Source organism: Streptomyces sp. NPDC026206, assembly GCF_040638465.1.
Lineage (GTDB): Bacteria > Actinomycetota > Actinomycetes > Streptomycetales > Streptomycetaceae > Streptomyces.
Genome location: NZ_JBEZYL010000004.1, coordinates 206,517 through 226,578, shown reverse-complemented (window position 1 = coordinate 226,578; position 20,062 = coordinate 206,517). Strand labels below are relative to the sequence as shown.

Annotated in this window: 16 protein-coding genes and 1 tRNA gene; 5 read left to right on the top strand and 12 right to left on the bottom strand. The window is 72.3% G+C overall.

Annotation, left to right across the window (positions count from 1 at the left end; all coding sequences use genetic code 11):
- Positions 1 to 65: 65 nt before the first annotated feature.
- Genes AB0F13_RS09480 through AB0F13_RS09470 form a run of 3 tightly spaced genes read right to left on the bottom strand, consistent with a single transcriptional unit; the run spans position 66 to position 2,313 of the window.
- Positions 66 to 569 (bottom strand): DUF1269 domain-containing protein, encoded by a 504-nt coding sequence (locus tag AB0F13_RS09480; protein WP_362077748.1) that lies wholly within the window; start codon positions 567 to 569, stop codon positions 66 to 68.
- A 37-nt stretch (positions 570 to 606) separates the two neighbouring features.
- Positions 607 to 1,836, bottom strand: a complete 1,230-nt coding sequence (locus AB0F13_RS09475; protein WP_362077745.1) for a HAMP domain-containing sensor histidine kinase — start codon at positions 1,834 to 1,836, stop codon at positions 607 to 609.
- A 21-nt stretch (positions 1,837 to 1,857) separates the two neighbouring features.
- Entirely contained in the window at positions 1,858 to 2,313 is a 456-nt protein-coding gene (locus tag AB0F13_RS09470) for a hypothetical protein (protein WP_362077742.1), read from the bottom strand.
- A 570-nt stretch (positions 2,314 to 2,883) separates the two neighbouring features.
- On the opposite strand from AB0F13_RS09470, the gene AB0F13_RS09465 reads away from it, so the two are divergent.
- A complete protein-coding gene (locus AB0F13_RS09465) occupies positions 2,884 to 5,076 on the top strand; it encodes an alpha-N-acetylglucosaminidase (RefSeq protein ID WP_362077740.1) in 2,193 nt (730 codons plus the stop codon).
- Positions 5,077 to 5,288: 212 nt separating this feature from the next.
- On the opposite strand, the gene AB0F13_RS09460 is transcribed toward AB0F13_RS09465, so the two are convergent.
- The gene (locus AB0F13_RS09460) at positions 5,289 to 6,779 is read right to left on the bottom strand and encodes a hypothetical protein (protein WP_362077737.1); all 1,491 of its coding nucleotides are present in this window, start codon (positions 6,777 to 6,779) and stop codon (positions 5,289 to 5,291) included.
- A gap of 316 nt (positions 6,780 to 7,095) precedes the next feature.
- Between AB0F13_RS09460 and AB0F13_RS09455 the strand changes: the two genes are divergently transcribed.
- The gene (locus AB0F13_RS09455) at positions 7,096 to 7,383 is read left to right on the top strand and encodes a type II toxin-antitoxin system Phd/YefM family antitoxin (protein ID WP_362077734.1); all 288 of its coding nucleotides are present in this window, start codon (positions 7,096 to 7,098) and stop codon (positions 7,381 to 7,383) included.
- Positions 7,384 to 7,572: 189 nt separating this feature from the next.
- Here the strand turns inward: AB0F13_RS09455 and AB0F13_RS09450 are convergent.
- The 7 genes from AB0F13_RS09450 to galU all read right to left on the bottom strand — a co-directional run bounded on the left by AB0F13_RS09450 (position 7,573) and on the right by galU (position 12,986).
- Positions 7,573 to 7,646 (bottom strand) — tRNA-Ala (locus tag AB0F13_RS09450).
- A 99-nt stretch (positions 7,647 to 7,745) separates the two neighbouring features.
- Positions 7,746 to 8,885, bottom strand: a complete 1,140-nt coding sequence (gene glpR, locus AB0F13_RS09445; RefSeq protein WP_362077731.1) for a gephyrin-like molybdotransferase receptor GlpR — start codon at positions 8,883 to 8,885, stop codon at positions 7,746 to 7,748.
- 151 nt (positions 8,886 to 9,036) lie between these two features.
- The gene (locus tag AB0F13_RS09440; protein WP_362077728.1) at positions 9,037 to 9,681 is read right to left on the bottom strand and encodes a GNAT family protein; all 645 of its coding nucleotides are present in this window, start codon (positions 9,679 to 9,681) and stop codon (positions 9,037 to 9,039) included.
- The gene (locus AB0F13_RS09435; RefSeq protein ID WP_362077725.1) at positions 9,678 to 10,223 is read right to left on the bottom strand and encodes a MogA/MoaB family molybdenum cofactor biosynthesis protein; all 546 of its coding nucleotides are present in this window, start codon (positions 10,221 to 10,223) and stop codon (positions 9,678 to 9,680) included. The genes AB0F13_RS09440 and AB0F13_RS09435 overlap by 4 nt, the downstream gene beginning before the upstream one ends.
- Complete coding sequence (gene moaC, locus AB0F13_RS09430; protein ID WP_362077722.1) at positions 10,220 to 10,723, bottom strand: cyclic pyranopterin monophosphate synthase MoaC; 504 nt, start codon at positions 10,721 to 10,723, stop codon at positions 10,220 to 10,222. Before moaC ends, AB0F13_RS09435 begins: the two co-directional genes overlap by 4 nt.
- Before the next feature lie 54 nt (positions 10,724 to 10,777).
- The gene (glp, locus tag AB0F13_RS09425) at positions 10,778 to 12,079 is read right to left on the bottom strand and encodes a gephyrin-like molybdotransferase Glp (RefSeq protein WP_362077719.1); all 1,302 of its coding nucleotides are present in this window, start codon (positions 12,077 to 12,079) and stop codon (positions 10,778 to 10,780) included.
- 4 nt (positions 12,080 to 12,083) lie between these two features.
- A complete protein-coding gene (gene galU, locus AB0F13_RS09420) occupies positions 12,084 to 12,986 on the bottom strand; it encodes a UTP--glucose-1-phosphate uridylyltransferase GalU (protein ID WP_362077716.1) in 903 nt (300 codons plus the stop codon).
- An 81-nt stretch (positions 12,987 to 13,067) separates the two neighbouring features.
- On the opposite strand from galU, the gene AB0F13_RS09415 reads away from it, so the two are divergent.
- The gene (locus AB0F13_RS09415) at positions 13,068 to 13,709 is read left to right on the top strand and encodes a 5-formyltetrahydrofolate cyclo-ligase (protein ID WP_362077713.1); all 642 of its coding nucleotides are present in this window, start codon (positions 13,068 to 13,070) and stop codon (positions 13,707 to 13,709) included.
- A gap of 24 nt (positions 13,710 to 13,733) precedes the next feature.
- Here the strand turns inward: AB0F13_RS09415 and AB0F13_RS09410 are convergent, their stop codons facing one another.
- Positions 13,734 to 16,634 carry a penicillin acylase family protein gene (locus AB0F13_RS09410; RefSeq protein ID WP_362077710.1) on the bottom strand — a complete coding sequence of 967 codons (2,901 nt, stop codon included), beginning with the start codon at positions 16,632 to 16,634 and terminating at the stop codon, positions 13,734 to 13,736.
- 301 nt (positions 16,635 to 16,935) lie between these two features.
- Between AB0F13_RS09410 and AB0F13_RS09405 the strand changes: the two genes are divergently transcribed.
- Both AB0F13_RS09405 and AB0F13_RS09400 read left to right on the top strand, forming a co-directional pair.
- Positions 16,936 to 18,498, top strand: a complete 1,563-nt coding sequence (locus AB0F13_RS09405; protein WP_362078073.1) for a potassium/proton antiporter — start codon at positions 16,936 to 16,938, stop codon at positions 18,496 to 18,498.
- A gap of 248 nt (positions 18,499 to 18,746) precedes the next feature.
- Positions 18,747 to 20,030 (top strand): MFS transporter, encoded by a 1,284-nt coding sequence (locus tag AB0F13_RS09400; RefSeq protein ID WP_362077707.1) that lies wholly within the window; start codon positions 18,747 to 18,749, stop codon positions 20,028 to 20,030.
- Positions 20,031 to 20,062: the final 32 nt, after the last annotated feature.

Here is a 20,062-nt window from a genome sequence, read left to right as displayed (position 1 = left end):
GGGACCCGGCGCTGTGTGTGCCGGTGGGATCGTCCGGCGCTACGTGTGCCTCGTGGGACCCGGCGCTACGTGTGCCCGTGACCGGCCGCGATCGCGGCCTCCACCTCCGCCCGCACCCGCTCCGCCGGGTAGCGCCGCACCTCACCGAACGGCTCCAGGATGCGGTCGATCATCTCCGGGCTCTCCTCGCGCACCTCGGCCATGAGGACCGTGCTGCCCGGCGGCACCTCGGCCGCCAGCATCTCCAGGGCCGCGTTCGAGGCGGTGGCCGCGCGGGCGTCGTGGACACCGCCGAGCAGGCCGCCCGCCCCGAAGCCGACGAGGACCCCGAGCGGGCCGCCGAGGATGCCCAGCAGGCCGCCGAGCAGGCCGCCCATGGCGAAGGCGGGCGCCGCGCCCGTGTTGTCGGCCGCGTCGGGGAAGTCCAGGGCGCCCTCCGCGTCCCGTGCGATCACCGCGCCCTCGCACAGCGTGATGTCGCCGTCGGCGTGCGCCTGGCGCAGGGTGTCCAGGGCCCGGTGGCCCTTGCGCGGGCTGTCGGCATTGAGAAACAGGACGTTGTCGTTCACAGCTTCCACTCTTGGGCCTGTTCCCCGTCTCCGCACGTCAGTCGCCGCCCTCCGGCGGAGCCTCCCGCACCGAGTCGCTCAGGTCCAGCGTCGCCAGCGCGCCCCCGTCCGCCGGGTTCGCGAAGGCCAGCCGCGCGCCCAGCACCCGCGCCTGCCCGGCGGCGATCGTCAGCCCCAGGCCGAGGCCGGCGTTCGAGCCCGTACGGAAGCGCTGCGGGCCGCCCGACAGCAGCTGCGCCGGGAAGCCGGGCCCGTGGTCGCGGATCCGTACGACCCCGGCGTCGACCTCTGCGACGACCGGCGCGCAGCCGTGCCGGAAGGCGTTGGTGACGAGGTTGGCGAGTATCCGCTCCACGCGGCGGGCGTCCGTCTCGACCAGGCAGTCGCGCACGATCCGCACCTGCGCCGCCTCGCGGCCGTGAGCGGCCGCCGCGCGCACCGCCCGCCCGGCCAGCTCGCCCAGCGCCCGCAGTTCCGTGACGGCCCGCTCCGTGTCGGTGTCCAGGCGGGCCACCTCCAGGACGTCCTCCATCAGGGCCCGCACCCGCTGCGCCCGCTCGCGCACCATCTCGGCGGGGCGGCCCGCGGGCAGCAGTCCGGCCGCGGCGACCAGCCCGGCGACGGGGGTGCGCAGCTCGTGGGCGATGTTGGCGGTGACCTCGCGCTCGGCCTGCAGGCGGGCGGCGAGGGCGTCGGCCATGGTGTTGACGGCGTGGATCAGGCGGGCGATCTCGTCCTTGCCGCCCCGGGCCCTGAGCCGGGCGGTGACGTCGCCGTCGGCGATGCGCTCGGCGGTCCGGGCGGAGGCGTTCAGGCGGCGCCCGGCCACGGTCGCGCATCCCACGCCCACGATCCCGGCCAGGGCCGTGCCGAACCCGCCGGCCAGCCACAGGTCCTCGTCGAGCTCCCGCAGGTTGCGGGTCTGGCGGAGGTAGGAGTGCTTGAGGACGACCGTGTCCTCGCGCACCCGCACCGCCGCCCACAGGATCGGGGCGCGGCCGGACCGGTCCAGGTAGGTGGCGCGCTGTCCCTTCTCGGCGGCCCGGCGCAGGGGCTCGGGCAGGCGGTAGGGGTTGAGGATCACGCGGGGGCGGTCGATGCCCGCGGCATGGTCCTCGGCCGCCGTGACGAGCCGCTGGTCGAGGCTCTCGCGCGCGGTCTCCAGCTGGTTGACGGCCGTGCGGTGGTGCACCACGAGACCGATGAGAACGGCGACCAGTGCGGCGGTGGCGGTGATCGCCACTCCGATCTTCGTACGCAGACCCATCGGCTCAGGACTCCTCGGCGGCTAACGCTGGGGGACGAAGAGCCGCAGGTCGCGCAGCTCCCTGTGCTGCTCCGGCGGGAGGCCCCCGGCGACGACGGTGGCTCTGCCGTAGTAGGCGGAACGATCCTGCCGGATCACGCCGCTGAGGGTGACCGTGGCCTTGTACGGCTTGTCCCGGCAGGCCTGCCCGCACCAGCCGCCGGCCACCTCGCCGGTGGCCTCGGCGGTCGGCCCGCCCCAGGACCGCCAGCGCAGGCCGCTCAGGCGGACGGAGTCGCCGATCACGAGCGACGCCGGGCCCCGCAGCGGCGGCCTGTCCGGCCCCTCGGCGACGTAGACCGGGGCCGCGGTGGGCGTGGGGGTGTGGGCGGGGCCGGCAACCTTGAGCCCGCCGGGATCGGCGCACCCGCAGAGCAGCCCGCAGAGCAGCCCGGCGGCGAGGGCCGCGGCGCCGAGCGTCGCGTGGAGTGGTCGCACGGGAATCCTCATGCCGATGGGACGGAGACGGGCGGTGACGCGGGACGGGCGGGACGAGCGGGCGGGATGAGCGGGACGAGCGGTGACGCCGGGCGAGCGGGTCGTACGGGGCGAGCGGGTCGTACTCGTTGTGCGAGCAGGTCGTACTCGTTGTGCAAGCGGGTCGTACGGATTGCACGGGCGGGTCGTACGGATTTGCGCGGGCGAGGCGTACTCGTACAGGTTGCGCGAGTGGGTCGTACGGACTGCGCGGACGAGCGGGCACCGAGGGCCGGTCGGGCGCCGGCGGCCGTGCGGGCGGGGCCGGCCGGAAGAGCGTGCGGGGCAGGCAGGACGGGAGGACGGGCAGACGGGCAGACGGGCAGACGGGCAGGACGGGCAGGACGGGCAGGACGGGCGGACTTAGCAGGTCGGGACCGGCCCGTGGAGCCATTCGTGCCAAATGTAACCGGCGTGGCTGGTTCACCGCCCGTGCCCTTGACCGATTCCCGTCGCCGGCTCATAGGATCTCCGCGCTCAAGTGGTCCAGTCCAGCCCGTCGCCACAGCGCCACGGCCCCGGAGGTCACTCATGCACATCGCCCGTCGTACGCTCCTCGGCGCCCTCGCCGGGTCCGCCGCACTCGGCGCGGTGGGCGTGCCCCCCGCGGGGGCCGCGGGGGGCGCCCCGGCAGCGGGCGGCGGCGCGGCCGCCGCGGCCCTGGCCCGGCTGCTGCCCCGCCACCACGCCCAGGTCACCTTCCGCACGATCCCCCGGCGGGGCGGCAGCGACGTCTTCCGGGTGTCCGGTGGGGCCGGCCGGATCACTGTCGAGGGCACCACTGCGGCCGTACAGCTCACCGGCTTCCACCGGTACCTGCGCCACGTCGCCCACGCCCACTTCTCGTGGAGCGGCGAACAGACCGCCCTGCCCGGCCGACTCCCGGCCGTCGGTGCCCCGCTCACCGGCACGGCCAACGCCGTCCACCGCTTCGCGCTCAACGACACCAACGACGGCTACACCGGCCCGTACCACGACTGGGACTACTGGGAACACGAGATCGACGTCCTCGCCCTGCACGGCTTCAACGAAGTGCTGGTGTACGCGGGCGCCGACGCCGTCTATCACCGCACATTCGTTCAACACGGTTACACCGACGCGGAAGTCCGCCACTGGGTTCCCGGCCCCGCCCACCAGCCGTGGTGGCTCATGCAGAACATGGCCTCCTACGGCGGTCCCGTCTCCCGCGAGCTCCTCGACCGCCGCACCGCGCTGGCGAGGAAGATCGTGCGACGGCTGCGCGAGCTCGGCATGACGCCCGTCCTGCCCGGCTACTACGGCACCGTGCCGCCCGGCTTCGCCGAGCGCAACAAGGGCGCCCGCACCATCGCGCAGGGCGACTGGGGCGGCTTCCCCCGCCCCGACTGGCTCGACCCGCGCACCCCGCACTTCGCCGCGGTCGCCCGCACCTTCTACCGGACGCAGCAGGAGCTGTACGGCGCCACCTCCATGTACAAGATGGACCTCCTGCACGAGGGCGGCACCCCCGGCGACGTACCGGTCGGCGACGCCGCCCGGGCCGTGGAGAAGGCGCTGCGCACCGCTCATCCGGGCGCGGTCTGGGCCATCCTCGGCTGGCAGCAGAACCCCAAGCGGGAGATCGTCGACGCGGTCGACCGCTCCCGGATGCTCATCCTCGACGGCCTCTCCGACCGCAAGCCCGCCATCACCGACCGCGAGGCGGACTGGGGCGGCACCCCCTACGCCTTCGGCACCATCTGGAACTTCGGCGGCCACACCGCGCTGGGAGCCAACGCCCCCGACTGGGCCGAGCTGTACCACCGTTGGAGAACGAAGCCCGGCAGCGCCCTGCGGGGCATCGCCGCCATGCCGGAGGCCGCCGACAACAACCCCGCGGCCCTCGCCCTCTTCTCCGACCTGGCCTGGACGGACGGCCCGGTCGACCTCGATGCCTGGTTCGAGCGGTGGCCCGTCAGCCGCTACGGCGCCCCCGACACGGGCGCCGCGCGCGCCTGGGACGCCCTGCGCCGCACCGCCTACGGCACGACCCGCGCCGACGGCTGGAGCGAACAGGCCGACGGCCTCTTCGGCGCCCGCCCGGACCTGGCCGTCAACCGCGGTGCCACCTGGTCGCCCCGCAAACTGCGCTACGAAGCCGCCGAGTTCGACAGGGCCCTGCCCGCGCTACTGGCCGTCGCTCCCGCCCTGCGCGGCAGCTCCGCCTACCGCTACGACCTCCTCGACGTCGCCCGACAGTGCGTGGCCAACCGCAGCCGGCTGCTGCTGCCGCGCATCAAGGCGGCCCATGACGCCGGGGACCGCGCCCGCTTCGGCGAGCTCACGCGGCAGTGGCTGGACTGGACCGACCTGCTGGAGCAGGTCGCCGCCACGGACGAACGGCACCTGCTGGGCCGCTGGATCGCCGCCGCCCGCGCCTGGGGCTCCTCGGACGCCGAACGCGACCGGCTGCAGGCCGACGCCGTGTCGCTGCTGACGGTGTGGGGCCCGCGCGCCTCGGCCGACAACGGCAAGCTGCACGACTACGCCAACCGCGAGTGGTCCGGCCTGGTCGGGGGCCTCTACCGGCTGCGCTGGAAGACCTACTTCACCGAACTGGACGCGGCCCTGGCCGAGGGTCGCAAACCCAGGCCGGTCGACTGGTACGCCCTGGAAGACCGCTGGACCCGCCGGCCCCCGGCCACCCACACCAGCCCCACGGGCGACATCGTCCGACTGGCCCGCACGATCGCATCAAGGCTGTAGAACGACAATCGTCGGGTGGGCTGGATTCTCCAGCCCACCCGACGATCAACTCCACCCCACCCACCGGGCCGCATCAGCCCGCCCGGCGAACACATTCGCCTTGCCCGGCGGGCCACATCCAGCCCGTCTGGGGCACCTCCCAGCGGTAGCTGGGGGAGATTGAGGACGAGAAACGGTGAAAGGGCGGGTCAGGGGCTCAACTACAGCTACAGCTACCGCTTCTTGGGCGGAACCGAAACGGCCCCCTCACCCCCGGCCAGCTTCCACTCCCGGTGCAGAATGTCCAACGGCAACCGCTTCTCGAACAACGGCGTACCGAAGATCTTCAGCTGCGCCTGCAGCGCCCCGGTCAGGTCCACCCCGCCGTACGCCGCCCACTTCCCGGAAGCGGAAGCGGAGCCGTCCGTCGCGGCGGTCGCACTGCCCTCGCCCTCGGCCCGCAGGTACGGCGAGAGATTCGCGCTCACACCCACCGCACCGTACAGACCCACCGACGCCTCGGCGCCCAGCGCGGCTTTGACCTTGCCCGAGGCGGTCGCCGTGGCGCGCACCGGGCTGGCGGTCATGTCGGCCTTGCTGACGGGCGTCCAGCCCTTGCCCCAGGTGTACGCGCCGCCGACCTTGAAGTCGCCCTTCAGGTCCTGCTTGACGTCGACGCTCAGCTTTCCCTCGGCGTCGACCTGCAGGTAGCAGGTGAGGTCGAGGTTGACGACGACCGGCACCGGGCCGACCTGGATGACCGGGTCGGCGTGCAGCTTGGCCAACGGCACCCGCAGCGGCTTGTCCGCGGTGGTGGCGGCCGCCTGGCCCTTGAGCTCCCAGGCCGAGGCCCAGTCGCCGGACAGCGCCAGCGACGCGGTGCCGGGTCCGCGGCCGGAGCCGAAGCCCTTGCCGTCGTAGGAGAAGTCGACCTCGGGGGCCAGCTGGACGAAGCCCCGGGCGGATGCCTCGGCCTGGACCGGGGAGTCCTTGGGCGTGGGTATGGAGGCACCGACGTCGAGCCGCAGGGTGCCCAGGGGCACCTTGGCGCCCTGCGGGCCCACGTGGACGCCGCCGGGCTTGGCCCAGGAGACCTTCACGCCCTGGACGAGCGGGTCCACCGTGACGGCGGACGGGTCGACGGGCACCTTGCCCTTGGCCTCGGAGTCCCCGAGCAGCGCGTCGAGGGTGGCCGGGGAGGTGTTGACCTCGGTGCCCTGCTCGGTCTTGCCGAGCACCTGGGTGACCTTGGCGAGGACACCGTGGGGAGCGCCGGGGGCCGGCGCGCTGGCGATGACGTCACCGACGGCCACGTTCGTCTGCTCGCCGGACGAGGGCGAGGAGGACGACGAAGACGACGAAGACGCCGGGGACTTGGACGGCTGGGGCGCGACCCCCTTGGGCTTCTTCGAGGCCTTCGTGGCCTCGGAGATGACGGCCCGTCCGCTGCGCTGGTCGAACGAGGCGACCTTCAGCGACGACTTGGCCGCCTTGGGGCCCGTGCCCTTGCCGGGCTGGGCCACGGCGCTCGGCGCGGGTGCCCCCGCCGGGGCCGCGGCCACCGCGAGCTGGGGCGAGACGCCGGCGGCGGCTGTTGCGGCCACCGGCTCGGCGTCACCGCCCTTGCCCGCGGCGGAGGGACTGGCACCGGAACAGCCGGTGACAGCGAGCAGGGACGCTGCAGTCAGTACAGGTAAAACGGCATACCTGGTGGTATTGCGCAAAGTTGGGTCCTCGGGAGCGTGAGGTGGGGGCTGCGACAGGGGAGTTGACACCTGACGCTGCATCACACGGCAACGGGAAGAGCGGTGACCGCCCCTCGCGGGATCACCCGAGGTAGCGATCGGCATGATCGTGTCATGGCCGCACATATCCGCAGAACCGTTTCACCGGCCCGGGAAACATGATCTGGATCACAAAATGATCAGTGGTCCGTACCAGCGTCGGCCCACCCTCGGACCGGCCGTCCGATCACACTTGAGCGGAGGCATCGGCGCTCACCCTAAATGTACAAAAAGTACAGAACGTAGGATGGCCCGCATGGCTTATGAGATTCCAGTGACGCAAGCCCGGTCCGAGCTCGCCGACCTGATCAACCGTGTCGTCTACGGCGGGGAGCGAGTGATCGTGACCCGGCACGGCAAGCCCCTCATCGCCCTCGTGTCGGCCGCCGAGCTGAAGCAGTTGGAGTCCGCCGCACAGGAAGCGCCGGAGCGGGCGATCGGCACCGCGTCCTTCCTCACGGAGGTCCCGTCCTCCGGCGGCGAACAGAGCCGGTTCGGTCTCGTCGCCGAGTACGGCGCACCGAGCGGGCCTTACGGGTCCTGACGAACTCGCGCACGCCCCGGCGGGCTGTGGCGACGCAAACCCCCGGCAGGAACGCGGCGTCGCCCGAACCGGTCCTCCCGTCGGCGCGCGGACCCGAACACCCGCAAACGAAAAGATCCCGCCCGATCAAGATGATCGGACGGGATCTCATCAACTCTCCCTGAGCGAACTCAAGAACAGTTATTGCTGTGGACCTGAGGGGATTCGAACCCCTGACCCCCTCGATGCGAACGAGGTGCGCTACCGGACTGCGCCACAGGCCCTTGCAACGAGTGAAACTCTAGCATCCCCATCGGGGCGCCCGGAAATCCGCTCCCCCGCCCATGCGCGCTGGTCGGCGCGGTGCGGCGGGCGGGCGGGGGTCACTCGTTGGCGGCGCGGGGGCGGTCGTCGTCGGCGTACTGGTCGAACAGCGGGGTGTGGCCGCGCTCGCGGGGGCGACGACGGTAGCGGGGGGCGCGGCGCTCCTCGGCGGCGGGCCTGCGGTCGGCGGCCGGCCCGGCGGTGCTCGACCTGGCGGAGCTCCAGGTGTCCGGGCCACCGAGGTCGGCGCCGTCGCCGGCGCGCGGGGCGACCGGCGCGGAGACGTACGTCGGCAGCGGTACGGGCACGGGCTCCCAGCCCTCGCCCGCACCCCGGTCGCGCTGCTGGTCGACCCACTCCGCGTGGTCGGTCTGCTCGACCAGGGCGCGGCGGCCCGCACTGTGGGGCGACGGGTCGCCCGCACCGGAGGGCTGGCGGTGGATCACGGTGTCAGCGGCGGCGTCCGTCTCCGGAGCCGCCTCGTGAGGGCGGGGCCGGCCCTCACGGAGCCGCTGGGCCGCGAGCTCCGCACGGCGCTGGTCCATGGTGAAGGCGAACCGGCGCCGCTCCTGGATCCGCAGGTGGAAGATGTACGCGCTGAGCAGCCCCGCCGGGACGGCGGGGACCCACAGGAGCGCGAGGCCGCCCACGCCCGCGACGATCGCGCCGACGCTGAAGGCGAGGAAGAGCAGCACCGTGGTCCGGCGCCGGCGGGCGAGGACCTTCGAGCGCCGGGCGCGCTCGGCGGCCGTCTGCGCGGACACCGGCCCGGACGCGGAGGACCCGGACGCGGACGGCCCGGACGCGGAGCCAGCGCCCACACCGGCCGCCTGCCCGGACCCCGCGGCCGCCGCCTGCCCGGACCCCGCCGCCGCTCCCGGCGCCGACCCGGAGGCGGGCATGCCGAAGGAGCGGCCGTCGACCGCTTCGGTCGTGACGTCCGGCTCGGGCGCGCGGGGCTCCGGCTCCGGCTCCGCGGATTCCGCGGAGGCCGGCCCGTCGGCGGGGGCGCGCCCCTCGAGGTCCTTGGCGTAACGGCGCTCCATGCCCGCCCGCCCGGACAACAACCGGATGGCCGTGCTGAAGCGTTCCGTCGGACGCGCTTCATTGAGCTCGTCCTGCCTACGGAGCCACATCGGCACCAAGTAGGCGGCCCAGGCCCCGACGATGACTGCGTAGATCAGGCCGCTGCTGCTCACCCCTCCAACGGTAGAGGGGCCCGCCCGGCGGATTCCGCCAATTGGCGCGGTGTGTCGCACGATCCGGCTGATATCTCGAACTTTTTTTGTGATTGTTGATACCGGAAGTCGACGAATACCGTCAATTGACAGCTAAATTCGAACGTTCATTTTATTTCTGCGGAGCGCCCGCCCCGGCCCCCGTTCCGTCGACGGGCCGGGACCGGCGCCAGCGGGCCAGCAGCCCCTCCGGGACCTCCTCGGCGGTCAGCGCGTAGACGAGGTGATCGCGCCAGGCACCGTCGATGTGCAGATAGCGCGGGCGCAGGCCCTCCTCGCGGAAGCCGAGCTTCTCCACCACCCGCCGGCTGGGCAGGTTCTCGGGCCGGATGCAGACCTCGATGCGGTGCAGCCCGACGGTGAGGAAGCAGTGGTCGGACACCAGCGCGACGGCCGTCGGCATGACACCGCGGCCGGCGACGGCCTCGTCCACCCAGTAACCGATGTGGGCCGAGCACATCGAGCCCCAGGTGATGCCCGCCACGGTCAGCTGGCCCACCAGCTGGCCCCGGTACTCGATCACGAACGGCAGCATCCGCCCGGCGTGCGCCTCGGCCCGCAGGTGGCGGACCATCTGCCGGTAGGTGGGGCGCTGGGCGGGCGGGCTGCCGGGCGGCGGCGGAGGGACGGTCGCCTCCCAGGGGCGCAGCCAGTCGCGGTTGCGCCGGTTGACCTCGCGCCAGGCGCGCTGGTCGCGCAGCCTTATCGGGCGCAGGGTGATGTCGCCGTCCGCCAGCTCGACGGGCCAGATGTTCATGCCGGGCTTCGCGGGTGGTCGCCGCCGTGCAGCTGGTCCACGGCGTGGACCAGCAGCCGTTCGAGGACGGCCAGGCCGTCGCGCACCCCTCCCGTGGAGCCGGGCAGGTTGATGATCAGCGTTCGCCCGGCCACTCCGGCCAGCCCCCGGGAGAGCGCGGCCGTGGGGACCTTCGCGAGGCCCTCGGCGCGGATGGCCTCGGGGATGCCGGGGATGTCGTGGTCGAGGACGCGGCGGGTGGCGTCGGGGGTGCGGTCGGTGGGCGAGATGCCGGTGCCGCCGGTGGTGACGACGACGTCGTACGCGGCCGCGACCCCCTCGCGCAGGGCGGCCTCCACGGGGTCGCCGTCGGGGACGACGCGCGGGCCGTCCACGGTGAAGCCCAGCCGGGCCAGGCCCTCGGCGAGGAGGGGGCCGCCCTTGTCCTCGTAGACCCCGGCGGCGGCCCGGTTGGACGCCGTCACGACGAGCGCCCGGTAGGCCTTCGCCGTCGCCTCCGGCTCCCGGCCGTCCGCGGGCGCGGCGTCCGGCCCGGGGCTCACGCGGAGCCCCCCTGCGGGGCGGAGCGCACGTAGTCGCCGGACTTGCCGCCGGTCTTCTCCTCGACCCGGATGTCGGTGATGACCGCGTTCTTGTCGACGGCCTTGATCATGTCGACCACGGTCAGGGCGGCGACGCCGACGGCGGTGAGGGCCTCCATCTCCACGCCCGTACGGTCCGTCGTGCGCACCGTGGCGAGGATCTCGACGGCGTCGTCGGCGACGCTCAGGTCGACCGTGACCCCGGACAGGGCGAGCGGGTGGCACAGCGGGATCAGCTCGGGCGTGCGCTTGGCGCCCATGATGCCGGCGATGCGGGCGGTGGCGAGGGCGTCGCCCTTGGGCAGGCCCTCGCCGCGCAGGAGTTCCACGACGCGCGGTGCGACGAGCACCCGGCCGCTGGCGCGGGCGGTGCGGGCGGTGATCTCCTTGGCCGAGACGTCGACCATGCGGGCCGCGCCCGCGTCGTCGAGGTGGGTGAGGTGCTCCTGGGCGCTGCTCATCGTTCTCCCGGTACGGTCCCTGTGGGCAGCCACCGTACCCGGCGGGGCGGCCGGTCAGTCGAGAAGTATGACGTCCAGTTCGGTGCCCGGGGCGACGGACGTGGTGTCCTCGGGGACGACGATCAGCGCGTTGGCGTCGGCGAGGGCCTTGACCAGGTGGGAGCCCGCGCCGCCGACCGTGGTGACGGTCCCGTCCGCGTAGTGGCCGCGCAGGTACTGGCGCCGGCCCTTGGGCGAGGTCTCGACGCCCTCCGTGCACACCGCCCGCACGGTCTCGCGGTCGCTGAAGGGCTCCAGCCCGGCCAGGGCACGCAGGGCGGGCCGTACGAACAGCTCGAAGGAGACGTAGGAGCTGACGGGGTTGCCGGGCAGGGCGAAGAGCGGGGTGCGGTCGGGGCCGATGCGGCCGAAGCCCTGGGGCTTGCCGGGCTGCATGGCCAGCCGGCGGAAGGAGACGCTGCCCTCCTCGCCGGTCAGGCCGGAGAGGGTCTCCTTGACCACGTCGTAGGCGCCGACGCTCACGCCGCCGCTGGTGACGAGGGCGTCGGCGCGGATGAGCTGGTCCTCCAGCGTCGCGCGCAGCGTGTGGGGGTCGTCCTCGACGGCGCCGACGCGGTAGGCGATGGCTCCGGCGTCGCGGGCGCAGGCGGTGAGCATGAAGCTGTTGGAGTCGTGGATCCGCCCGGCGGTGAGGGTCTCGCCGGGCGGGACGAGCTCGCTGCCGGTCGACAGGACGACCACGCGCGGGCGGGGGCGCACCTTCACGGTGGCGCGGCCGATGGCGGCCAGCAGGCCGATCCGGGACGGCCCGAGGACGGTGCCGGCGGTCAGCGCGATCTCGCCGGCGCCGACGTCGCTGCCGCGGGGGCGGATGTGGGCGCGGGCGGCCGCGGGGCGGTGGACCCGGACCTCGCCGGAGACCTCGCCGCCGGCGGCCATGGTGGTGGCGGGGCCGCCGCCCGTGCCGCCGTCGGTCCACTCGACGGGGACGACGGTCTCGGCGCCGGGCGGCAGCGGAGCGCCGGTCATGATGCGGACGGCCTCGCCGGGGCCGACGGCGGGCGGCTCGCCCTGGCCCGCCGCGACGTCGCCGACGACGGTGAGCACCGCGGGGAACTCCTCGCTCGCGCCCTTGACGTCGGCGACCCGGACGGCATAGCCGTCCATGGAGCTGTTGTCGAAGGGGGGCAGGGCCGCGGGGACGGTGATGTCCTCCACCAGCACACAGCCCTGGGCGTCCAGGAGTTGCAGTTCGATCGGCTCCAACGGGCGGATCTTCCCGAGGATGTCGTCGAGGTGCTCGTCCACCGACCAGAGGCGGTCTTCCCTGGCGGCCGTGCCGGCGGTACTGCTCAAAGCGCTACATCTCCTCGGTGACGTAACTTCGAAGCCAGGCCCGGAAGTCCGGTCCCAGGTCTTCACGTTCGCATGCGAGTCTGACAATGGCACGCAGATAGTCGCCGCGGTCACCGGTGTCATAGCGGCGGCCCTTGAAGACCACGCCGTGCACGGGCCCGCCGAGGCCCGGCTCGGCCGCCAGCGCCTGGAGGGCGTCGGTGAGCTGGATCTCGCCGCCGCGGCCGGGCTCGGTCTCGCGGAGCACATCGAAGATCGCCGGGTCGAGGACGTACCGGCCGATCACGGCGTAGTTGCTGGGCGCCTCGTCGGGGTCGGGCTTCTCCACCAGGCCGGTGACCTGGACGATGTCCTCGGTCTCGGTGGGCTTGACGGCCGCGCAGCCGTAGAGCCCGATCTGGGCGTGGTCGACCTCCATGAGCGCGATCACGCTGCCGCCGTTCCTGCGCTGGATGTCGACCATGCGCGACAGCAGCGGGTCGCGGGAGTCGATCAGGTCGTCGCCCAGCAGTACGGCGAAGGGCTCGTCGCCGACGTGCGGGGCGGCGCACAGGACGGCGTGCCCCAGGCCGCGGGGGTCGCCCTGGCGGACGTAGTGCATCGTCGCCAGATCGCTGGACTCCTGCACCTTGGCGAGCCGGGAGTCGTCGCCCTTGCGGCGCAGGGCCTCCTCGAGCTCGTAATTGCGGTCGAAGTGATCTTCCAGCGGGCGCTTGTTCCGACCAGTGATCATCAAGACGTCCGACAGCCCCGCGTGGGCCGCCTCCTCGACCACGTACTGGATCGCGGGCTTGTCGACGACCGGCAGCATCTCCTTGGGCGTGGCCTTGGTCGCGGGGAGGAAGCGCGTTCCGAGCCCGGCGGCAGGGATGACAGCCTTGCTGATCCGAGGGCGCGATTGAGTCATGGGCCGAACACTATCCGTTGAGATCGGGCGGAAGATGTGACTCCGCCGAGTATGACCCGAGAAAAGGAGTTTGTACGAACAATGATCCACTCCGACGGTACTCCCGGTCCTGCCGACGGTAGCAAAGCCACGTTGCGGCGGTCCCTGCTGGCGGTGAGAGCCGGGTTGACCAAGAATGACATCCGGGCGTCGGAGGCCGCGCTGGGGCGCCGGGCGCTGGAGCTGCCGGAGCTCTCGGGAGCCGGAACGGTGGCCGCCTACGTCTCGGTCGGCAGCGAGCCGGGCACCCGTGCGCTGCTGGACGCGCTGCGCGCGCGGGGCGTACGGGTCCTGCTGCCGGTCCTGCTGCCCGACAACGATCTCGACTGGGGCCTGTACCGCGGCGCCGGCCACCTCGTGCGGGCCGCCAGGGGCCTGCTGGAGCCGGACGGCGAGCGGCTGGGCCCCGACGCCGTCACGGAGGCGGACGCCGTGCTGCTGCCGGGCCTGGCCGTGGACGGGCGCGGGCTCCGGCTGGGGCGCGGCGGTGGCTCGTACGACCGGGTGCTGGCCCGCCTGGACCGGGCGGGGGCCGATCCGGCGCGAGTGGTGCTGCTCTACGACGACGAGGTGGTCGCGCGGGTCCCGGAGGAACCGCACGACCACCCCGTGCACGCGGTGGTCACCCCTGGCGGGGTGCGCCGTTTCGCCCAGCGGCCTGGGCCTGACGGCTTGCGGCCGTAGGCCTCACGGCTTGAGCCGTAGGCCTTACGGCTTGAGCGTCAGGACGGCGTCCTTCGACTTCTCGACGGCGGCCGGGCTGAAAGCCCACGGCAGCAGCTCGCCCTTGGCCCACTTGTCGGTCTGGTCGTAGTAGTGGGCGTTGTAGGCGTGGCCGGAGGCACCGGTGAGGTTGATCCAGCGGGACTTGTCGAGGTCGTCGAGGTTGACGACCATCCGCATGGACGGCACCCAGATCACGTCGTAGCCGCCCGCGGCGTTCCAGCCGGCGGCGTTGACGGCCGCCTCGCCGCCCGCGAGGTTCCAGGGCCCGCGGTTGAGCATCCACTTGACGACGCCCGGGCCCTCCTTGCCGAGGGTCTGGTTCTTCAGGGTCAGCTGGTGCAGGCGGCCCCAGCTCCACTGCGTGACGTCCTTGCCCAGCTTGGAGGTCAGCTCCCAGCGGGCGTCCGCCATGGCCCGGGCCAGCAGCTCGTCGCGGTTGCGGGTGCGCTCGTCCGGGTTGGAGCGGGAGCCGTTGGTCTTCCACCACTCGCTGTCGGGCTTGCCGAGGATGTTGCGGACGACCTCGAACCAGCGGTCGCCGCCGTCGGGCTGGGCGTTGTCGGGCTCACGCTCGCCGCACTCGACGACGAGGCGGGAGTTGCCGTCCAGGTCGTCCTGGGGGCGGGCGCCGTCGACCGGGCGCACCCGCAGGCACTGCCCCTTGGCCCGCAGCTCCTTGGGGAGCTTGTTGCCGAAGGCCAGCTTGAGGGTGTTGCGCCAGACCGCGTTGAAGTACGCGGCGGCCGCCGAGTCGGCCTCCTGGTTGTAGTCCCAGTCCTTCAGCAGTTTCTGCGCCTCGCGGACGTACTTCGTCTCGCGCTCGTTGGCACCCTTGACGTCGATCTTGAGCAGGTAGGGCGTGAGCAGCTTGGCGATCTCGCTGCTGTTGTCCAGCTGCATCTTCTGCATGTCGTCCGTCGAGATCTTCCCGCCGTCCTTGATCTTCGACTCGATGAGGTCGTTGATCCGCTGGCTGCGGGCGCCGTAGCCCCAGTCCTGCGTCAGGAGGTAGGGGTACTTCTTGTCGGCGACGGCCTGGTTGGCGGTGACGATGTAGCCGCGCTTGGGGTTGTAGTCGTACGGCAGCGCGGACTGCGGCACCCAGCCGGTCCACTGGTAGGCGGGGTCCCAGCCGGGGGCCGGGAGGCGGCCGTCGGCCACGGGGGCCTCGGCCTTGCCGTCCGCCTTGCTCTCGTCCTTGGCGTCGATCTTCCCGTCGCCGTTGACGTCGGCCTTGGCGGTGCCGGTCCGGCCCGCCTGGCCCGCCTGCTCCTCGTCCTTGTCGGCGGCCTTGCCGCGGACCGGGATGCGGCCGGGGGCCTGGTAGCCGATGTTGCCCTTGGTGTCGGCGTAGATCAGGTTCTGCGAGGGGACCTCGAAGTCGGCCGCGGCCTTGCGGAAGGACGCGAAGTCGTTCGCCCGGTTCAGCGCGAACAGGCCGTCCATGGTCTTGCCCGCGTCCAGCGCCGTCCAGCGCAGCGCGACCGCGTAGCCCTCGCCGCGGTCGGGTGCCGGGTCCTTCACGGGCGCCTTCCCGCCGACCTTGACGAGCTCGTCGTTGCGGTCGGAGACGATCGGGCCGTTGTTGGTCTCGCGGACGGTGATCTCACGGCTCTTCTCGCCCGCGACCTTGATGGTCTCCTTGCGGGTGGTGAAGGACTGCTGCTTGCCGTCGTAGAGGTAGGAGTCGGCGGTGACCTTCTCCAGGTAGAGGTCGGAGACGTCGGCTCCGAGGTTGGTCATGCCCCAGGCGATGTCCTGGTTGTGGCCGATGACCACGCCCGGCATGCCGGAGAAGGTGTAGCCGGCCACGTCGAACGGGCACTGCGCGCTGGTCTTGTTGCAGTGCAGGCCCATCTGGTACCAGAGCGAGGGCATCTGCGGCGCGAGGTGCGGGTCGTTGGCCAGCAGCGGCTTGCCGGTGGTCGTGTACTGGCCGGAGACGACCCAGGAGTTGGAGCCGATGCCGTTGCCGCTGGGGCCGAGCAGCGCCGGGATCCTCTCCAGGCTGCTCGACAGCGAGGCCAGGCTGGAGCGCAGGCCGGAGGACGCGCCGGCGCCGCCCGTGACGGTGCCCGCGCCGGAGCCGGACTGGATGCCGCCGGCCGCGGCGCCCTTGGGGTCGTAGGTCTTGCCGGTGGCGTCGACCGAGCCGCCCTCGACGATCGGCTTGTTCCGGTCGTACGGGTACGCCGGGTACAGCTCCTCGATCTGCTTCGCGTTCAGCCGCGAGGCGGCCAGCGAACGGTCGATCTCGTCCTGCATGTTGCCGCGCAGGTCCCAGGCCATGGCCTTGAGCCAGGCGACGGAGTCGACCGGGGTCCAGGCCTCGGGCTCGTAGTCGTTCTCGAACTCCAGGGCCGCGTACTCGACGGACAGCGACTTGCCCTTGTGGTCCTTCAGGTAGGCGTTGACACCGTCGGAGTAGGCCTGCAGGTACTTCTTGGTGCCTGCCGACAACTTGGTGTCGTACTCCTGCTGCGCGACCTTGCGCCAGCCCATGGTGCGCAGGAAGGCGTCGGTCTCCACCTGGCCGGAACCGAACATCTCGGAGAGCCGTCCGGCCGTCAGATGCCTGCGGACATCCATCTCCCAGAACCGGTCCTGCGCCTGCACGAAGCCCTGGGCGCGGAAGAGGTCCTCGGCACTGTCCGCGTAGATCTGCGGAATGCCGTGGTTGTCGCGCGCGACCTTCACCTCTCCGGAGAGGCCCTTCAGCTGCAGGCTGCCTTCCGTCTTCGGGAAGGAGGCGCGGACGGTACTGACGCTCCAGTACGCGCCGAAGGCGACGCCCGCCACGAGCAGCAGCACGAGGGTGATCACGAGCAGGCGGGCGCGTCGCCCCTTCTTCTTCTTGGCGGGGCCGGTCTTGTTGGCGGGCATCGCTGTCCTTAGAGGGGCAGGGTGGTCCTGAAATGCTGGAAGCAACCATAGGCGCAGGGCGATGAGCGCCCGGACGCGGTGCCTTACAGGAGACACCGCCGCGACGATGCGGCGTCAAGAACCCGTAAAATATTAGATGAGCAAATTAACTTCCCGTCGGCTGAAGAGCCGCCCTGCCGACGGGAGGGCTCCGGCGGGCACCTGCCGGGGAGGCGCCGAGGATCAGGAGGAACGTTTCGGTCATACCGTGAAGACACCGACGACGCACCGCCCGTGGAAGACCTCGTGAAGGGACCGGCCCCTGACTGTCCACCACCTCAACGAACTCCTGCTGATCTGCTCGCTCGTTCTGCTCGTCGCGGTGGCGGCGGTACGGGTCTCCTCGCGCAGCGGGCTGCCCAGTCTGCTCATCTATCTCGGCATCGGTGTCGCCATCGGGCAGGACGGCATCGGCGTCTCCTTCAATGACGTCGGCCTCACCCAGGTCATCGGTTACGCCGCACTGGTCGTGATCCTCGCCGAGGGCGGTCTCGGCACGAAATGGCAGGAAATCAAGCCGGCCCTGCCGGCCGCGGCCGTGCTCTCCACCTTCGGCGTCGCGGTGAGCGTGGGCGTCACGGCGGCGGCCGCGCACTATCTCGCCGGCGTCGACTGGCGCCAGGCCCTGATCATCGGCGCCGTGGTGTCCTCCACGGACGCGGCTGCCGTCTTCTCCGTGCTGCGCAACGTCCCGCTGCCCTCCCGTCTGACGGGCGTCCTGGAGGCCGAGTCCGGCTTCAACGACGCCCCCGTCGTCATCCTCGTCATCGCCTTCTCGGCCGCCGGCCCGGTCGACGACTGGTACGTGCTCCTGGGCAGGATCGCGCTGGAACTGGCCATCGGGGCGGCCGTCGGTCTCACCATCGGCCTGCTGGGCGCGTACGGGCTGCGGCATGTGGCGCTGCCCGCCTCCGGCCTCTACCCGATCGCCGTGATGGCCATCGCCGTCACCGCCTACGCGGGCGGCGCGCTCGCCCACGGATCCGGCTTCCTGGCCGTCTACCTGGCCGCGCTGATCCTCGGCAACGCCAAGCTGCCGCACTGGCCGGCCACCCGGGGCTTCGCCGAGGGGCTGGGCTGGATCGCGCAGATCGGCATGTTCGTCCTGCTCGGCCTGCTGATCACCCCGCACGAGCTGGGCGACGACATCGTGCCGGCGCTCGTGGTGGGCCTGGTGCTGACGATGGTGGCCCGGCCGGTTTCGGTGTTCTTGAGCACGGCGCCCTTCCGCACGCCCTGGCAGGAGAAGACGCTGCTGTCGTGGGCCGGGCTGCGCGGCGCGGTGCCGATCGTGCTGGCCACCATCCCGATGGTGGCCGGCGTCTCGGACAGCCGCCGGATCTTCAACATCGTCTTCGTGCTGGTGATCGTCTACACGCTGGTGCAGGGGCCGACCCTGCCCTGGCTGGCCAGGCGGCTGCGGCTGGGCGAGAACGAGCCGGAGGACCTGGGCATCGAGTCGGCGCCGCTGGAGCGGTTGCGCGGGCACCTGCTGTCGGTGGCCATCCCGGAGGGCTCCAGGATGCACGGCGTGGAGGTCTCGGAGCTGCGGCTGCCGGGCGGGGCCGCCGTGACCCTGGTCGTACGGGACGGCTCCAGCTTCGTGCCGTCGCCCACGACCGTCCTGCGGCACGGCGACGAGCTGCTGGTGGTCGCCACCGACCCGGTGCGCGACGCCACCGAGCGGCGGCTGCGGGCGGTCGGCGAGGGCGGAAAGCTGGCGGGCTGGCTGGGTACGGCCACCACCGCCGGGGCACCGGGCGGCGCGGGCGCAAAGAAGGCAGCAAAGGGAACTGCAAAGAGGGGTCTGGTAAAGAGGAAGTAGGTTAAGTAAGCTATTCGCTCATGTAGTGAAGATTTTCGCTACGTAGCGTTCGTTTACGAACCTTACCGACATACCGAACCAACTCTGCCTGATGCAGGGCTGGCGCGACCGCACGGCGGCCGCGGTCGCGCAACACCAGGCGGCCGGATAGGCATCTACCACGGTCCTGCGCGAGAGGACAGCTCTCGGCGCGCTCCGTGCGGCGACCCCGTCCGGGACGTGCTACCAGGCGGCGGAAAGGCCCGGCCGTGGCATCCACGGTCAACGACTCTGCCGGGGCCCGTCCCGGTTACGGCAGCCTGCTGCGTACCCGCGGCGCGCTGTCGTTCCTGCTCCCCGGCTTTCTGGCCCGGCAGCCCTTCGCGATGCTGACCATCGGCATCCTGCTGCTGGTCAACCACACCACCGGCTCGTACGGCACCGCGGGCACCGTCTCCGCGACGGCGGGCGTGGCGATGGCCCTGTTCGCCCCGCAGAGCGGCAAGCTCGCGGACCGCTTCGGACAGGCCGCAGTCCTGATCCCCGGCGTGATCGTGCACGCCGCCGCGATCTCGCTGCTGACTGTGCTCGCACTGTCGGACGCGCCCCTGTGGGCGCTGCTCGCGGCGGCCGTGCCCGCCGGTGCCTCGACCCCGCAGATCGGGCCGATGGTGCGGGCGCGCTGGGCGGCCCGGCTGGACGGTTCACCGCTCATGTCCACGGCGGCCGCGTTCGAGTCGGTCACCGATGAGTTCACCTTCGTGATCGGCCCGGTGCTGGCGACGGCGCTGTGCGCCGGTGTCCACCCGGCCGCGGGCCTGGTCGCGGAGGCCGCGCTGACGCTGATCGGCGGCCTGGTCTTCGCCACGCAGCGGCGCACCCAGCCGGAGCCGAGCCGCAGTGCGGCGGGCGACGCGGCCGGCGGCAAGCGCGTCTCGGCCCTGTCAGTGCCGGGCGTGCGCGTCCTGGCGGTCTCCATGCTCGGCATCGGTACGGTCTTCGGCGGCATGCAGGTGTCGATGACCGCCTTCACCAAGGAACTGGGCGAGCCGGGCCTGAACGGTCTGATGTACGGCGTCTTCGCGGCCGGAAACATGATCGCGGGCATTGTCTGCGGCGCCGTCGCCTGGAAGGTCAGCCCCCAGCGCCGGCTGCTGATCGCCTACCCGCTGCTGGCCCTGGCCACCACCCCGCTGTGGGCGGCGCACGCACTGCCGCTGCTGGGCGGGGTCGGCCTGATCGTCGGCCTGTGCATCGCGCCCGCGCTGATCACGGGCTACACGCTGGTCGAGAAGCTGGTCCCGGCGGGCGCCCGCACGGAGGCCTTCACCTGGCTCACCGGTGCGGTCGGCCTGGGCCAGGCGGCGGGTGCGACCGTGGGCGGCCGGCTGATCGACACCCACAGCGCGAGCACCGGTTTCCTGGTGCCGCTGGGCGGTACGGCGCTGGCCCTGGTGGTCCTGCTGGCGATGCGGCGGGCGCTCACCCCGAAGGGCGAATCGGTCGTCGCAGCACGTGGGGTCGGTCACCGTGAGCCCGTCTCGGTGGACTGACGGACCGGAATACTGCACTATGGATCGTCGTT

Bases quoted from the DNA above. Each gene is read 5' to 3' on its own strand.
- AB0F13_RS09475 (WP_362077745.1), bottom strand. From the start codon at position 1,836: ATGGGTCTGCGTACGAAGATCGGAGTGGCGATCACCGCCACCGCCGCA.
- AB0F13_RS09465 (WP_362077740.1), top strand. From the start codon at position 2,884: ATGCACATCGCCCGTCGTACGCTCCTCGGCGCCCTCGCCGGGTCCGCC.
- AB0F13_RS09455 (WP_362077734.1), top strand. From the start codon at position 7,096: ATGGCTTATGAGATTCCAGTGACGCAAGCCCGGTCCGAGCTCGCCGAC.
- AB0F13_RS09440 (WP_362077728.1), bottom strand. From the start codon at position 9,681: ATGAACATCTGGCCCGTCGAGCTGGCGGACGGCGACATCACCCTGCGC.
- moaC (WP_362077722.1), bottom strand. From the start codon at position 10,723: ATGAGCAGCGCCCAGGAGCACCTCACCCACCTCGACGACGCGGGCGCG.
- galU (WP_362077716.1), bottom strand. From the start codon at position 12,986: ATGACTCAATCGCGCCCTCGGATCAGCAAGGCTGTCATCCCTGCCGCC.
- AB0F13_RS09415 (WP_362077713.1), top strand. From the start codon at position 13,068: ATGATCCACTCCGACGGTACTCCCGGTCCTGCCGACGGTAGCAAAGCC.
- AB0F13_RS09410 (WP_362077710.1), bottom strand. From the start codon at position 16,634: ATGCCCGCCAACAAGACCGGCCCCGCCAAGAAGAAGAAGGGGCGACGC.